General features: G+C 56.9%; 11 protein-coding genes and 1 pseudogene. 4 read left to right on the top strand and 8 right to left on the bottom strand.

All coding sequences use genetic code 11. From position 1 onward, the window contains the following. Window positions 1-76: 76 nt before the first annotated feature. Genes ACQKP2_RS05245 through ACQKP2_RS05230 form a run of 4 tightly spaced genes read right to left on the bottom strand, consistent with a single transcriptional unit; the run spans window position 77 to window position 4,166 of the window. Window positions 77-1,576, bottom strand: a complete 1,500-nt coding sequence (locus tag ACQKP2_RS05245; RefSeq protein ID WP_427574930.1) for a sugar ABC transporter ATP-binding protein — start codon at window positions 1,574-1,576, stop codon at window positions 77-79. 22 nt (window positions 1,577-1,598) lie between these two features. After that, window positions 1,599-2,549 carry a sugar ABC transporter substrate-binding protein gene (locus tag ACQKP2_RS05240; protein ID WP_427574928.1) on the bottom strand — a complete coding sequence of 317 codons (951 nt, stop codon included), beginning with the start codon at window positions 2,547-2,549 and terminating at the stop codon, window positions 1,599-1,601. A 59-nt stretch (window positions 2,550-2,608) separates the two neighbouring features. Further along, entirely contained in the window at window positions 2,609-3,595 is a 987-nt protein-coding gene (locus ACQKP2_RS05235) for an ABC transporter permease (RefSeq protein WP_427574927.1), read from the bottom strand. A gap of 55 nt (window positions 3,596-3,650) precedes the next feature. Further along, complete coding sequence (locus ACQKP2_RS05230; protein WP_427574925.1) at window positions 3,651-4,166, bottom strand: flavin reductase family protein; 516 nt, start codon at window positions 4,164-4,166, stop codon at window positions 3,651-3,653. 286 nt (window positions 4,167-4,452) lie between these two features. Here ACQKP2_RS05230 and ACQKP2_RS05225 point away from each other — a divergent pair, with 286 nt between their 5' ends. Then, the gene (locus ACQKP2_RS05225) at window positions 4,453-5,406 is read left to right on the top strand and encodes a LysR family transcriptional regulator (protein WP_427574923.1); all 954 of its coding nucleotides are present in this window, start codon (window positions 4,453-4,455) and stop codon (window positions 5,404-5,406) included. A 3-nt stretch (window positions 5,407-5,409) separates the two neighbouring features. Here the strand turns inward: ACQKP2_RS05225 and ACQKP2_RS05220 are convergent, their stop codons facing one another. The 4 genes from ACQKP2_RS05220 to ACQKP2_RS05205 all read right to left on the bottom strand — a co-directional run bounded on the left by ACQKP2_RS05220 (window position 5,410) and on the right by ACQKP2_RS05205 (window position 9,851). Then, window positions 5,410-6,897 (bottom strand): xylulokinase, encoded by a 1,488-nt coding sequence (locus ACQKP2_RS05220; protein ID WP_427574921.1) that lies wholly within the window; start codon window positions 6,895-6,897, stop codon window positions 5,410-5,412. Window positions 6,898-7,147: 250 nt separating this feature from the next. After that, complete coding sequence (locus ACQKP2_RS05215) at window positions 7,148-8,068, bottom strand: EamA family transporter (RefSeq protein ID WP_427574920.1); 921 nt, start codon at window positions 8,066-8,068, stop codon at window positions 7,148-7,150. Between the two features lie 93 nt (window positions 8,069-8,161). Further along, entirely contained in the window at window positions 8,162-8,932 is a 771-nt protein-coding gene (locus ACQKP2_RS05210) for an SDR family NAD(P)-dependent oxidoreductase (protein ID WP_427574918.1), read from the bottom strand. Window positions 8,933-9,014: 82 nt separating this feature from the next. Further along, entirely contained in the window at window positions 9,015-9,851 is an 837-nt protein-coding gene (locus ACQKP2_RS05205; RefSeq protein WP_427574916.1) for a transporter substrate-binding domain-containing protein, read from the bottom strand. A 320-nt stretch (window positions 9,852-10,171) separates the two neighbouring features. On the opposite strand from ACQKP2_RS05205, the gene ACQKP2_RS05200 reads away from it, so the two are divergent. From ACQKP2_RS05200 to ppsA, 3 genes and pseudogenes are all read left to right on the top strand, one after another. Next, window positions 10,172-10,678, top strand: a complete 507-nt coding sequence (locus tag ACQKP2_RS05200) for a heme-degrading domain-containing protein (RefSeq protein ID WP_427574914.1) — start codon at window positions 10,172-10,174, stop codon at window positions 10,676-10,678. A 115-nt stretch (window positions 10,679-10,793) separates the two neighbouring features. Further along, entirely contained in the window at window positions 10,794-12,191 is a 1,398-nt protein-coding gene (gene gabP / locus ACQKP2_RS05195; protein ID WP_427575117.1) for a GABA permease, read from the top strand. Between the two features lie 55 nt (window positions 12,192-12,246). Then, window positions 12,247-13,746, top strand: a pseudogene (gene ppsA, locus ACQKP2_RS05190) (phosphoenolpyruvate synthase); the annotation flags it as partial. Between the last annotated feature and the right edge of the window lie 70 nt (window positions 13,747-13,816).

The raw sequence follows: 13,816 nt of genomic DNA, 5'->3' as shown, positions 1-13,816 counted from the left end.
GTGCCAATGCCGGCGCTGCAAGTCGCAACGTGCAAGGTATGGATAGAGTTTTAGGAGCCGCTTGCGCGGCCCGTCATCAAGCGGTGGCCAAAGTCATGATGCTGTCAGGGGCAATCTGCGGCCGATGCAGGATGCCTTGGGAGCAGCCGCGCGCCATGACCATCACCCGATGGGACAGGCCGATGACTTCTTCCAGGTCGGAGCTGACGATGATCACCGAAACACCGGTTTTGGAAAGATCGATGATCAACTCATAAATCGCCGCCCGTGCGCCCATGTCGATGCCGCGGGTGGGCTCATCCAGAATGATCACTTTCGGATTGCGGGCGATCCATTTGGCGATGACGACTTTCTGCTGGTTGCCGCCGGACAGTTTGTCGAGCATCTGTCCTGCCGAGCCCTTGATCCCCAGCGTCGCGATTCGCTCTCGAGCGAACGCGGCCATCCGCTGGTGGGCCACGATTCCATACGAACTGAGGCTATCGAGGTTGCAGTAAGCCAGGTTCTCAGCGATGGTCTGATTCAGAATCACCCCTTCGGTCTTACGGTCTTCGGGAATCAACACGACCCCGGCATGGATCGCCGCCTGCACGTTGTTGGCCGGCAACGGCCGATCATCCAGAAGCACTTCGCCCTGACTCACCGCACTCAACCCGGCTATCGCCTGAACCAGCTCGGTGCGGCCGGCACCGACGATGCCGGCAATACCAAAAATTTCCCCGGCCCTGACCTCGAACGACACATCGTGGAAGCGACCGGACTTGTCCGATAGCCGATCAACACGCATTACCCCGGCGTCACGGGGCTCAGGCAGTTCCGGGAACAACCGCTCGATCGGTCGCCCGACCATTTGCGACACCAGCACGCTGACATCGGCGCGACCGCTGTCATGACGCGCTATAAGGTGGCCATCACGCATGACCACAACCTTGTCGGCGATCCGGGCAATCTCGTCCATTCGATGACTGATGTAGATGAATGAAACGCCCTCTTTCTTCAGCTCCTCAATCTGCTTGAACAGCAACTCGGTTTCGTCTTTACCCAAGGCGGCCGTAGGCTCGTCAAGGATCAGCAAGCGCGAGTTGAGTGTGAGCGCCCTGGCAATCTCCACTAGTTGCTGGGCTGCGATCTTCAACTGGCGAACCGGAGTTTGTGGAGAGATGTCCAGGCCAAGGCGCCGCAGTTGTTTCTCGGTTTCGCGGTGCATTGTCTGACGGTCGATCATGCCTCTGGAAATCGGCAAATGACCGAGAAAAACGTTTTCCGCCACACTTAAGTCCGGCAGCAAATGAATTTCCTGATGAATCATGTTGATGCCCTGCGCCATGGCGGCTCCCGGACCATTCGGCGCATAGGGCTCGCCGGCCAGGAACATTGATCCTTTGGAAGGAGCCAGCGCTCCGGCAACGATTGAGGAAAAGGTCGACTTGCCTGCGCCGTTTTCCCCCAGCAACGCCACCACTTCTCCATAGCCGATATCGAGACTGATGTCTTCCAGCACCCGAACCGAGTTGAATGACTTGCCGATGTTGCTGGCCCTGAACAACGGTGCCTGAGCGAATTTGATCGCATTCATGACGTGACCTCCTTCACCGCACTCAAGGGTGCTGTTCAAGAAAGGTCGCCACGTTTTCACGCGTGGTGACGAAGGCAGGCAACAGTTGAGTCCTGTTGACGGACTTGCCTTGCTGCAGATCCGCCGCAGTGCGCAAGGCCAGGCGCCCCATTTCCACAGCCTGCTGCGTGATGGTCATATCCATCTTGCCGTCGCGAATGGCTTCCAGGGCCGAAGGCAACCCGTCATAGCCGAAAACCCAGACCTTGTGATCGATATTGGCCACCTTGACAGCCTGCGCGGCCCCCAGCGCCGGTGCATCCGAGCGCCCTATGAACACGTTGATTTTCGGGTTCTTCTGTAGCATGTCCTGCGCCACTTTGAAGCCATTGTCCTGAAGCCAGTCGGTGGGCTTGCGGTCTATGATTTTCATGCCGGGGGCATCGGCCAGAACGGCATCCAGGCCTTTGGCTCTGGCGACTTCCGTCGAGTCACCAAGGGTGCCCTGAAGCAAACCAATCTCAGCCTGACCACCAGTCAGCTTGATCATTTGCCGCGCCAACTCACCGGCTGCAGCCAGGTTATCAGTGGAGATGTAAGCGTCGCACTCGACGTTTTTCGGGAAGTTGTCGATGCAGATCACCGGTATGCCCTTTTGCCGCGCCAGCCGTACCGGCACGGCAGAAGCAGCGCTTCCGGTGGCGGTGTAGAGCAGCACATCGATGCCCTTGCTGAGCATGTCCTGAATCTGGCTGACTTGCCGCGCAGGGTCGGCCTGGGCGTCGGCAACCAGCACATTCTTGATGCCGAGGTTTTTGGCCTGTTCCATCACGCCATCGCGCACCATCAGGTAGAACACCCATTGCAGGCTCGGAATGGACATTCCGACTGTTATCTCATTCGCAGGCTTACTCTGTGCAAACACATTCGTGGACAACAGGCAGCCGAGCAGCGGCAGCCACAGAAAACGCGCTGAAACAGAAGTCAGGTTCATGTTTTTATCCTTGTTGTTTTGGCAGGTAGACGACGGCCGTTCGGATCGACAACCTGAGTTCAGTCAGTCTTGCGTTTGAGCAGGTCAAGCATCACGGCGAAGGCGATGACGGCGCCGATGACTACTTGCTGGACGAAAGGGGAAATCCCGGCCAGATTCAAGCCATTGCGCAGCACGCCGATGATCAACACGCCGATGATGGTGCCGACCACACTGCCCGCCCCGCCCTTGAGGCTGCCGCCGCCGATTACTACCGCGGCGATCACATCCAGCTCATAGCCGACTCCGGCGCCAGCACCAGCGGTGTCCAGGCGCGACGTCATGATGACGCCGCCCAGGGCCGCGCAAATCCCGCAGATGATGTACACGGCGCTTGTATAAGCCTTGACCCGGATGCCGGCGAGTTTGGCTACCTTGCTGCTGCCCCCGATGGCGTAAAGGCTGCGGCCGGGAACCGTTAATTTGAGGACAAACCAGAACACCAGCGCCAGCACCGCGAAGCAGCTCACCGTCAGCGATAGTACGCCGCCATAACGAATGACCGAGAGGTTGCTGAACCACTCCGGGAAGCCACTGACCTGGGCACCATCGGTGACCATGTAGGCAAGGCCGCGAGCGATCGACATCATCGCCAGCGTCGCAATGAACGATGGCAACCCGGCCTTGACCACCAGCAACGCCGTGGTCGAACCGCAAGCCGCACCGACTGCGATGGCACCGAGCATCGCCATCCACATTGGCAATCCGAGTACCTGTTCCAGCCAGCTCATGACCATGATTGCCACGGCCAATACCGCGCCGACGGACAGGTCGATACCACCGATAAGAATGACGAGGGTCATACCCAGCGCCATGATGCCCAGCACCGTGACTTGATCGAGCACATTAAGCAGATTACTCAAAGTCAGGAAACTATCGGTAAAGACGCTCAATACCGCACACAACAACAAAAGACCGACCGTCGGCCCTGCGACATTGGATTCAAGTCCAACCCACTTCGGTATCGAGCCAATCCGGTTTGACTTGACCAGCATCTGATTATTCATACCTACATCCACTTGTTATTTAATTGTTATAAGACCGAGCCGCATGACTAACCGATTAATGACCCAACGCGCGATAACGCCCTCCCATGTACAACAACGGCGCTTCAGCCGGCTGGGTAATTACATAAATGACATTGCCGATAATCACGGTGTGCGTACCGTGTTCAATCTCCTGTACGACTTCACAAAAGATCGCAGCCTGAGCATCGGCCAAGTAACGAATACCATGTACACCGGTACGCCAGTCGCCCTCCACAAAACGCCGTTCGCGCAGGTCCGGCTGACTGAAAATCTTGCATATCGATTCGTGCTGGCTTTGCAACATATTCACGCAGAACAGCCCAGAACGCTTGATGATCGGCGAAGTGCTGGCCGCGCGATTTATGCAGATCAGCGCCGATGCCGGGTCCATCGCCACCGAGGAAAAAGCGGTCGCAGCCATGCCGTGGGGATGGCCTTCATCATCGAGCGTGGTGATCAGGGTTACAGAAGAGGCAAAACGCCCCATTGCTGTTTTGAATTGACCGGCCAGGTCGATCGAAGGGGCTGCCTCTTGATATTGAACGCGCATGTTTAAACCCTCTTTATGGGTGACTCACAAACTCTGGCATTCATTATTAACAATCCCTTCAACTTTTCTATTCACTTTTAAAAAATTGACTTTTCACTTTCCCTGTAAGGTGAACCCAACAACAAACTCATTTGAATCAGGTTCACAAATCGTCTGAAACCCTTATCCAGAGCCAATTTTAAAGATTTTCCCGCTGGGCTTCGGAGAATTAATTTGTGGTATTAATTGAACAATCGACCGATACTTTCCGAACAATTAAAAGATCGGGATTGCGAGATAAATCATCATGGTCGATCGATTACAGGACATGCGTTTGTTTCGTCTGGTGGTGCAGACAGGCTCACTTTCCACCGCAGGCCGACAGATGGGTTTGTCACCCGCGGCCATGAGCGGGCGCCTCAAGGCCATGGAGGAGTTCTATGGTTTGCGCCTGCTCAAGCGCAACACCAGAAGCTTGAGCCCAACTGCCGAAGGCCAATTGCTGTTTGAAAATGCGCTCAGGATTCTCGAAGAAGTCGATACCCTAGACAGCATAATCAAGAACGGCCACAGCGAGCTGCTCGGCACCATCGGTCTGACCTGCCCTACCGACCTGGGTCGACAATGGGTCAGTCAGTTGGTCGATGCCTTCCTGCGCGACAATCCACACATCAGCATTCGCCTGTTCTTCACTGACCGGATCCTTGATTTCGTGGAATCCGGATCGGACATCGCAATCCGCTTCGGGGACCTTCCGGATAGCTCACTGATCGCACGCTCCCTGGGTGTCGACCGGTCAGTGGTTTGCTGCTCTGCCCAATACCTGCAAAGGCACGGCGCTCCGCTCACCCCGCAGGACCTGCACGAGCACAACTGCCTGGTACAGTTGCGGGCAGACTTCGCGCTTGATCGCTGGAAGTTCATGGAAAACGACGCGCCGACCACGATTCAAGTCAAAGGAAATCGGCTGGCCAATGACGGTTTCACATTACGGCAGTGGGCGGTTCAGGGGCTGGGCATTATCTGGAAGTCAGTCTGGGAAGTGGCGGACGATATCCAGGCGAAACGACTGGTCCCCTTGCTCGAGGATTATCAATGCCCGACCGCAGGCTTTCACCTGCTCACCGAAGGCGGAAAGAAGCTGCCGCCGCGGGTCAAGTCATTCGTTGATTTTGCCGTGCAGTATTTCAAGAGCCTGGACATGCCCGCGCGGCACCTTTTGACTTCCCCCACCAGCGAACTCAAGCGCGCGATGCCATAGCATTCAGTCGAGCGACACCGATTGCAGATCACTCAGTACCGGTCGCAGGTTGGTCAACATATGCTCGTAGGCCTTGCGCATGCCGGCATAAAACCGGTGCCTGGACACGTCCGGCAAGGACACGCATTCGTCCGGTTTTTGCCAGTCGATCGCAGTCTGCTTCATATCCGCGAACACGCCAGCGCCGTGACCGGCGATCAAGGCGACGCCCAGGACTCCGGACTCGGTAACGGGCAGTTTGCGACAAGGTATGCCCAGCACATCGGCTTTGATCTGGCGAAACAGCTGACTGTTGGCTCCCCCGCCCAGACTGATAATCCCCTCCTCGCGGATATCAATGTCCATATCCTTCACGCATTGCACGAAACGTGCGTACTCGTAAGCGATTGACTCCAACATTGCCCGGTATTGGTCGGTACGATCGTGACTCCAATCAAGGCCGACAAATGCCCCGGAAAACACTGCATCGAATGGCACATGCCGTCCCCCTAGATGAGGCAAAAACAGCAGCTTGTTTCGCTCGCTCAACGTGGACCGGCCTTGTGTTTCCAGTTGCTCGCATTCTGCATCGGTGAGACCGAACTTCTTCAGCGTGAGCCCTGAGCCACCGACATAGGCCATCGAGTAATACAACCCTGGGATGCAATGCCTGAACGTCGCCAACGTGTTGTGCCGGGTGTCTGCCACGTAGTGGTCCAGCAAAGTCGCAAACACCGAACCGGTGCCAGCGATGTCGAATAGTTGCCCCGTCTGGAATGCCCCAGTACCGAGCAAGGATGCAGCAATGTCCGCGCACCCCGCAAAAATCGGTGTGCCCGCCAACAGCCCGCTGCTACCGGCCGCTTCGGCGCTGACCGAGCCAATACGATCCCAGGGTTTGACCAACCGCGGTAATCGATTATGTTCCAGTTGAAACTCATCAATCAGTGAACGATTCCAGTCTGAAGTCTGGCTGTCGGCAAAACTGTTGAAGCCAAGGTAGGTGTCGTCCATGAACGCCGCATCGCTGTCCAGAGCCGCCATACGCCCAGCCACGTAAACTGCCGGCATGATGATCTTTCTGATTTTGCGGTACGTATCGGGTTGCTCCTCGCGCCAATACAGCCACTTGGCGGCGTGATTTGCACTTACCGGAGCGCCCGAGCGTTGAACGATCTGTTGCTCGTAAGGCTTGAGCCGTTGCACCTGTTGAACACAACGCATGTCCAGCCACGAGTCGTAGGGCGTTGTCGCCTGCCAGTGATGGCCGACTGTCGAGATTCCGGCCATTTGCCCGCAGATCGAGATGCCGACAATTTCACCCGGATTGATCGTGAAAAGGGTTAGTACATCCCTTATGGCCAACAAGACTGTCACGTACATCTCGTCAGGGCATTGCTCAAACACATGTCGTGCAGGATTCAACAAGCGCGTGGGACGACTTGCTGCCCCCAATTGACGACCTTGTTCGTCAATGACACTGACCCGTGTACTGGAGGTGCCCATGTCCACCCCAACCAGCAGTGCTCGATTCTTCAAGGGTTAGCGCTCACGCATCAAACAAACGGATGAGTACACAATACTGCGTTCAAACCCTCGATGGCAGTGGATGCCCACTCAATTGCGTGTTACTGAATCCTTGGATCTTCCAACGAGTTACGCCCTGAATCCGACTATGGGCGCCGATTAATGAGCCATTCTCGCAAATTAGAACGGCCGCTTTTGGCCGATTTCTGCCTGACGTGAAGGGCAAAAGCCCGTTTCAACTCTCACCACTTTTTTGCTTCGCCAACATCAAAATTCCGCCCAAGACCATTGTCGCACCGAGTATCTGGGAGGTTCCAACCTCCTGCCCCAGCACTACCCATCCCAGCAAAAGTGCGGCAACAGGCTCCATATTCATGGCAGGAGCGTTTCGCGCGATGTCCAGTTTGGGCATGAGAATGAACAGCGCAGAAAACGCGGCTCCATAAAGAAACACCAACAAGAACAAAGCCCCCCATCCGACAACGGTGTGTGGAAATGCCAACCCGCCTGGAACCGCACCAACCCCACCCATGGCAGCCGCCCCTAGAAACACGATGAGCATCGTGTACAGCGAGCGCACTTTGCCGGGCATTCCGGCCAGGCGATTGTTTGTAATCCACAAGGCGCAGGCGAAGGCAACCGCGGCGACAAGGCAGAGCGCTACGCCTTCATACCAGTCCCTGCCCTGCGATCGCGATTCAATGACTATCCGGGGTACATCCAGAACCACCAACAGGCCGAAAATGATCAGTCCCATCAGCCGCAAGGCACGACGAGTCGGCGCCGGGCCACCCAGCATCCATGTAATCATGGCGAGAAACACGGGCGAGAGATTAACGACGAGCAACGCAACTCCGACTGGTATCCGCGCCACCGCCGAGTAGATGCAGTAACTCTGCACGGTCACGCAAAGCCCCGCCAGCACCTGCCAGTGCCGGGTGGCACCAGTCAAACGCAAGGAATCCGGACTCATGATGACCAGGACGATCAGCACCAGTGCGGTAATTCCGGAACGGCACAGGATAGCCACCAACAGACCGGCGCCGTCATCAAAAGCCATCCTGGCGGCAACATGATTGCCCGCAAATGAACACGCCAGCAGCGCCAAAATGAGCAACGACATGGCTCGTGGAAAACAGCTCTGGCGATCCGGCATCGACTAAAAATCCTTATGACAAAAAGACCCGATTGGCACGCAGCAACGGTATGGCTGCGCACGAATCGGGTCAGGGATAAAGTGTCACGCGCCTTAGCGGATGTAGCTTCCGCCATTGACGTCGAGCGTCGCTCCGTTCAGAGATGCCTGGGACGGACGCAGGGTGAAGGCCACGAGCTCGGCGATTTCCGATGGGCTGGCCATGCGTCCAACCGGAATATCGGCTACAGCAGCAGCCTCACCGTGCTGGGCGATGAACTGCTCTGCCATGTCTGTACGCACCCAGCCCGGAGCAATGGCGACAGCGACGATACCTTCGCCCGCGACACTTCTTGCCAGGGACTTGGTCAGGTTGATCAAGGCAGCCTTGCTGGTGCCATAGGGCAAAGCGTCGGCCGCATAACCGCGCTGTGCGGCACGACTGGCCATATTGATGATGCGCCCACCGCCATGGGCACGGAAATGCGTAACTGCTTCACGGCACAAGTCAGCCGCAGAGAAAAAATTGACCTGAAATTCACGCCGCCAAGCCGCTCGCCATTGAGCAGATGGGGACTCCAGCGGTATCTCGGTACGAATACCTGCGTTATTGATCAAGGCATGGATACGGCCTCCAGATAATTCCAGAGCGGCTCGCCACAAGCTTTCCGGTCCAGCCTCATCACTCAGATCGCCCTGAACGATCCAGCCTTTTCCACCGACGCGATCGAGTAGCTGCTGGGCACCCTGTGCATCACGGCTGTAATGGATCAACGCCTTTGCACCCTCGGCCACCAGCTGCTCGACGATCGCAGCGCCGATGCCACCGGAGCCGCCGGTTACCAGGACAGTCTGCCCGTCGAGGGGACGTGGGGAATCACTCATGTGTGCTCACCTTCCATTTTTCTTGAGGATGAAGATGTGCCGTGTGCACTGATGATCCACACGGCACTCCGAGATGCGGGCGCTATTTCGCTTTCGTATTGGCCTCGTTTGAAGCCTTGTCGACGAGTTTCTGGATGTCACCAGTCTCGCGACGCTGAGTCAGATAAATGTTCAGCACTTGAAGATCGGCCGGGGTAATGTCCCTCCGCGCGCCGAACGACACGCCCTGCTTGGCCAGTGCAGGCTTGGGCAGAATCTCACGGGTCCAGTCGGGGTTGGCCAAGGCGAACAGGTGGTTGGTGTCGCTGGCGTCGACCAGCACGTCGGCCCGCTTGGACATGACCGCCAACCGCGCTTCGTCCATGCCTGGAAGGCGCATGATCTTGCCTTTGCTGACCACGGACGAAATGGCCTTGTCCTGGGCCGTCCCCGACATCACAGCAAAGGTTATGTCGGGTTTATCGAGAGCAGAGATGTCGTCTTTGACGTCTCCGAGCTTAGGGTTGTCCTTGTTCACCAGCAGAGATACCTGATAGTCGGTGGCCGGCACAGTGAACGCAACCGCCAACGCACGCTCAGGCGTCTGGTTGAGCGCCATGGCCAGATCCCACTTGTTGCTCTGCAGCCCTGCTACCAGGTTGTCCCAAGTGGTATCAACGAACTCCACCTTGACCTTCAGCACCTTCTCGCCGAAGTCCTGGCACAAATCGACGAAATAGCCACTGTAGGCACTGGTCTTGGCATCGCGCATCACGTAGGGCGCCGCCACCGCAGCACCACAGCGCAATACCCCTGCTTTTTGCACATCCTGCCATAACGAAGTTTCCGCTGCCTGCGCTGCGGACTGCGCGAGCAACGCACCGGACAAGCCGGCACACACTACGAGGGCCCGGAGGGAAGAAGAGATTGAACGAACCATTGTAGACCTCACTGATATTCATTGTTTTTGGCAGAAAGGTACGGCATCACACTGCATGCGACATTGTGTGCATGACTGCATTCAAAATAAAAATTATGATGACCGCTGTCAATAGCGTTCTCTGGTTGCTGCAAGCTCTTCTGAATTTTTTCAGACGCGCAATCAACCCGCTAATCCACTGACTGGCAATTCGAATAATTACGAAAGAAAAACAAAATATAAACGTAAGAAAAAATGGATTTAACTCACCAAAGTTTTGACTTCAAACTGTGCGTATCAATGATCCAGGCCCTTTTGGATTCAGGCAGAAGGAGATCGAGATGAGCCTCAAAGACGATTTGGCACTTTTAATACGCCAGGAAGAAACCCTTCAATTTTCACGTTTTGATGAGGAGACCGCATGGCAACTTGGCTCCTATCTCTACAACCAGGCGACTGCCAATACCTGGCCACTCGTGATTGACGTGAGACGATTCGACCGTCCGTTGTTTTTCGCCGCTCGACCCGGGATAACCTCCGACAACCACGACTGGGTAAAACGCAAGACAAACACCGTCCAGCGCTTTCTGCGCAGTTCCTACCGGATCAGGTACCAACTGGCCCTCGAAAACCAGGACATAACCCAGCGCTACTTCCTCTCGCCCGCCGAGTACGCCAGCGTGGGAGGCGGTTTTCCAATCATCGTGCGTGATACAGGCGTAATCGGGTCCGTCACGGTCTCCGGTCTTCCTGATCGACAAGATCATCAGATCATCGTCGATGCGCTCTGCGAACTGCTCGGCCATGACCCTGATCCATTGGCGCTTTGCGCCGATTGTCTGCTCTAGCCACAAACTCGCGCTCCAACCACCCATACCCTCTGCGTCCCGCCACCTTGCATGCGCCGCAGCTTTTTTCCGTTTACGGATTAGAACGCTCCAAAAACAATTAATGAGTCTATCCATGTCCAACACTTCACTTGCACCCGGCTTGAAACAGCGTCACGTCACCATGTTGTCGATAGCTGGCGTAATCGGCGCCGGCCTGTTTGTCTTTTCCGGGCATGCGATTGCCAAGGCTGGGCCCGCTGTTCTTTTGGCTTACATTTTCACGGGCGCACTGGTTGTGCTGGTGATGCGAATGCTGGGTGAAATGGCGGTGGCGTCCCCTGACACGGGATCGTTTTCCACTTATGCGGACAGGGCAATCGGGTCTTGGGCCGGTTTCAGTATTGGTTGGCTTTACTGGTGGTTCTGGGTGCTGGCGATTCCACTGGAGGCGATAGCCGCAGCGAATATCATCAACGCCTGGATACCGGGCGTGGATACCTGGGTCATTGCCTCGACGGTTATTCTGGTCCTGACCTGCTCCAACTTTTTCAGCGTTGCCCGTTACGGCGAATTCGAGTTCTGGTTCGGGCTGTTGAAAATCATCGCCATCATCACCTTCATCGCACTTTGCGGCGCAGCCCTGATGGGACTTCTGCCCGACCGCGAGGTCAGTGGCCTGGGTAACCTTCTCGCCGAGCATGGCGGTTTCGCGCCCAACGGCCTGAGCGCCATCATTGGTGCAATGCTCACCACGATGTTCAGCTTCATCGGCGCGGAAGTGGTCACCATCGCCGCCGCCGAGTCGAAGAACCCCGCCCGGCAGATCGCCCGCGCGACGAATTCGGTGGTGTGGCGTATTTGCGTCTTCTACCTGCTTTCCATCCTGATGATTTTGTCCATCGTTCCTTGGGACGATCCTCGCCTGCCAGAGGTGGGATCGTTCCAGCGCGCGCTGGAGATCATGCACATACCCAATGCCAAACTGGTCATCGACATCGTCGTATTGCTGGCAGTCGCCAGTTGCATGAACTCCCAGGTCTACACCGGTTCTCGGATGCTCTATTCGCTGGCACAGCGTGGTGATGCTCCACGCTTCCTCAAGCGCGTCAGTCTGGCGAAAGTGCCGCGTGCCGCTGTGGTATGCACCACTGTTCTGGGCGTCGTGGCGACTTTCATCAACTACTTTGCGCCCGAGAACGTGTTCAAGTTTCTGCTCTCGACTTCGGGCGCAGTTGCGCTACTGGTCTATCTGGTTATCGCCGTCTCTCAACTGTGCTTGCGCAAAAAGATGCTGGCTGCCGGCGAGTCTCTGCATTTCCGGATGTGGCTGTTCCCATGGCTGACCTGGGCAGTGATCTTGTTCATTAGCGGCGCATTGATCAGCATGTTTTTCATTCCGGCTTATCGTTCCGAAATTACGGCCACCGGGTTGCTGGCCGTCATCATCATCTGTCTTGGCCTGATGAACTCGCGTAAAGAGTTGCACCTTGGCACTCAGCATTCGAAGCCACGGGCCCCACTGCCTGAATGACTTTCAAGAAACCTGATGATTCATGTGTATCCGCAACAATACCGGAGAGTCAAACGTGGTTGAGTACGTAGTTTCCCTCGATAAGCTCGGCAAACACGACGTTGAGCATGTGGGGGGCAAGAACGCATCCCTGGGCGAGATGATCAGCAACCTCGCTGGTGCCGGTGTATCGGTGCCCGGTAGCTTCGCCACGACCGCTCAGGCATATCGTGACTTCCTCGAACTGAGCGGCCTCAACAAGCAGATTCACGACGCCCTCGATGCCCTGGATGTCGACGACGTCAACGCCCTGGCCAAGACCGGTGCCCAGATCCGTCAATGGATCATGGAAGCCGAATTCCCTGAAAAGCTGAACACCGAGATCCGTACCGCGTTTGCCGCGCTGTCGGCCGGCAACCCTGACGTGGCCGTGGCCGTGCGCTCTTCCGCTACCGCCGAAGATCTGCCGGATGCTTCCTTCGCCGGCCAGCAGGAAACCTTCCTGAACATCCGTGGCGTTGAAAACGTCATTCGCGCCGCCAAAGAGGTGTTCGCTTCGCTGTTCAACGATCGCGCGATTTCCTACCGCGTGCACCAGGGCTTTGACCACAAGCTGGTCGCCCTGTCGGCCGGCGTGCAGCGCATGGTCCGTTCCGAAACCGGCACCGCCGGCGTGATGTTCACCCTCGATACCGAATCGGGCTTCCGTGACGTGGTATTCATCACCGGCGCCTACGGCCTGGGTGAAACCGTCGTGCAAGGTGCGGTGAACCCGGACGAGTTCTACGTCCACAAGAACACCCTGGCCGCCGGTCGTCCGGCCATCCTGCGCCGCAACCTGGGCAGCAAGGCCATCAAGATGATCTACGGCGACGAAGCCAAGGCCGGTCGTTCGGTCAAGACCGTCGATGTCGACAAGGCCGATCGCGCGCGTTTCTGCCTGACCGACGCCGAAGTCAGCGAATTGGCCAAGCAGGCGATGATCATCGAGAAGCACTACCAGTGCCCGATGGACATCGAATGGGCCAAGGACGGTGACGACGGCAAGCTGTACATCGTGCAGGCCCGTCCGGAAACCGTGAAGAGCCGCACCCAGGCCAACGTCATGGAACGTTACCTGCTGAAAGAAACCGGCACCGTGCTGGTGGAAGGCCGCGCCATTGGCCAGCGCATCGGCGCCGGCAAGGTCCGCATCATCAAGGACGTGTCCGAGATGGACAAGGTCCAGGTCGGCGACGTCCTGGTTTCCGACATGACCGACCCGGACTGGGAACCGGTCATGAAGCGCGCCAGCGCCATCGTCACCAACCGTGGCGGTCGCACCTGCCACGCGGCGATCATCGCCCGTGAGCTGGGTATTCCGGCCGTGGTCGGTTGCGGCAACGCCACCGAGCTGCTCAAGGAAGGCCAGGGCGTGACCGTTTCCTGCGCCGAAGGCGACACCGGCTACATCTTCGAAGGCGAACTGGGCTTCGACATCAAGAAGAACTCCGTCGACGCGATGCCGGAGCTGCCGTTCAAGATCATGATGAACGTCGGCAACCCGGACCGCGCCTTTGATCTCCGAGCTTGGCCAGCTCATCGCGGACCACTTCGATCAGGCCGAGGTTGGAATTGCGGCTGACGGTATCGATCGAGACCAAACG

The organism is Pseudomonas sp. NPDC089569 (genome assembly GCF_050280625.1).
Lineage (GTDB): Bacteria > Pseudomonadota > Gammaproteobacteria > Pseudomonadales > Pseudomonadaceae > Aquipseudomonas.
This window is presented reverse-complemented; position numbering and strand designations above follow the sequence as displayed.

What these genes read in the sequence shown, in the direction of transcription:
- ACQKP2_RS05245 (WP_427574930.1), bottom strand. Translation starts at nt 1,576, where the DNA reads ATGAATGCGATCAAATTCGCTCAGGCACCGTTGTTCAGGGCCAGCAAC.
- ACQKP2_RS05240 (WP_427574928.1), bottom strand. Translation starts at nt 2,549, where the DNA reads ATGAACCTGACTTCTGTTTCAGCGCGTTTTCTGTGGCTGCCGCTGCTC.
- ACQKP2_RS05235 (WP_427574927.1), bottom strand. Translation starts at nt 3,595, where the DNA reads ATGAATAATCAGATGCTGGTCAAGTCAAACCGGATTGGCTCGATACCG.
- ACQKP2_RS05230 (WP_427574925.1), bottom strand. Translation starts at nt 4,166, where the DNA reads ATGCGCGTTCAATATCAAGAGGCAGCCCCTTCGATCGACCTGGCCGGT.
- ACQKP2_RS05225 (WP_427574923.1), top strand. Translation starts at nt 4,453, where the DNA reads ATGGTCGATCGATTACAGGACATGCGTTTGTTTCGTCTGGTGGTGCAG.
- ACQKP2_RS05215 (WP_427574920.1), bottom strand. Translation starts at nt 8,068, where the DNA reads ATGCCGGATCGCCAGAGCTGTTTTCCACGAGCCATGTCGTTGCTCATT.
- ACQKP2_RS05210 (WP_427574918.1), bottom strand. Translation starts at nt 8,932, where the DNA reads ATGAGTGATTCCCCACGTCCCCTCGACGGGCAGACTGTCCTGGTAACC.
- ACQKP2_RS05205 (WP_427574916.1), bottom strand. Translation starts at nt 9,851, where the DNA reads ATGGTTCGTTCAATCTCTTCTTCCCTCCGGGCCCTCGTAGTGTGTGCC.
- ACQKP2_RS05200 (WP_427574914.1), top strand. Translation starts at nt 10,172, where the DNA reads ATGAGCCTCAAAGACGATTTGGCACTTTTAATACGCCAGGAAGAAACC.
- gabP (WP_427575117.1), top strand. Translation starts at nt 10,794, where the DNA reads ATGTCCAACACTTCACTTGCACCCGGCTTGAAACAGCGTCACGTCACC.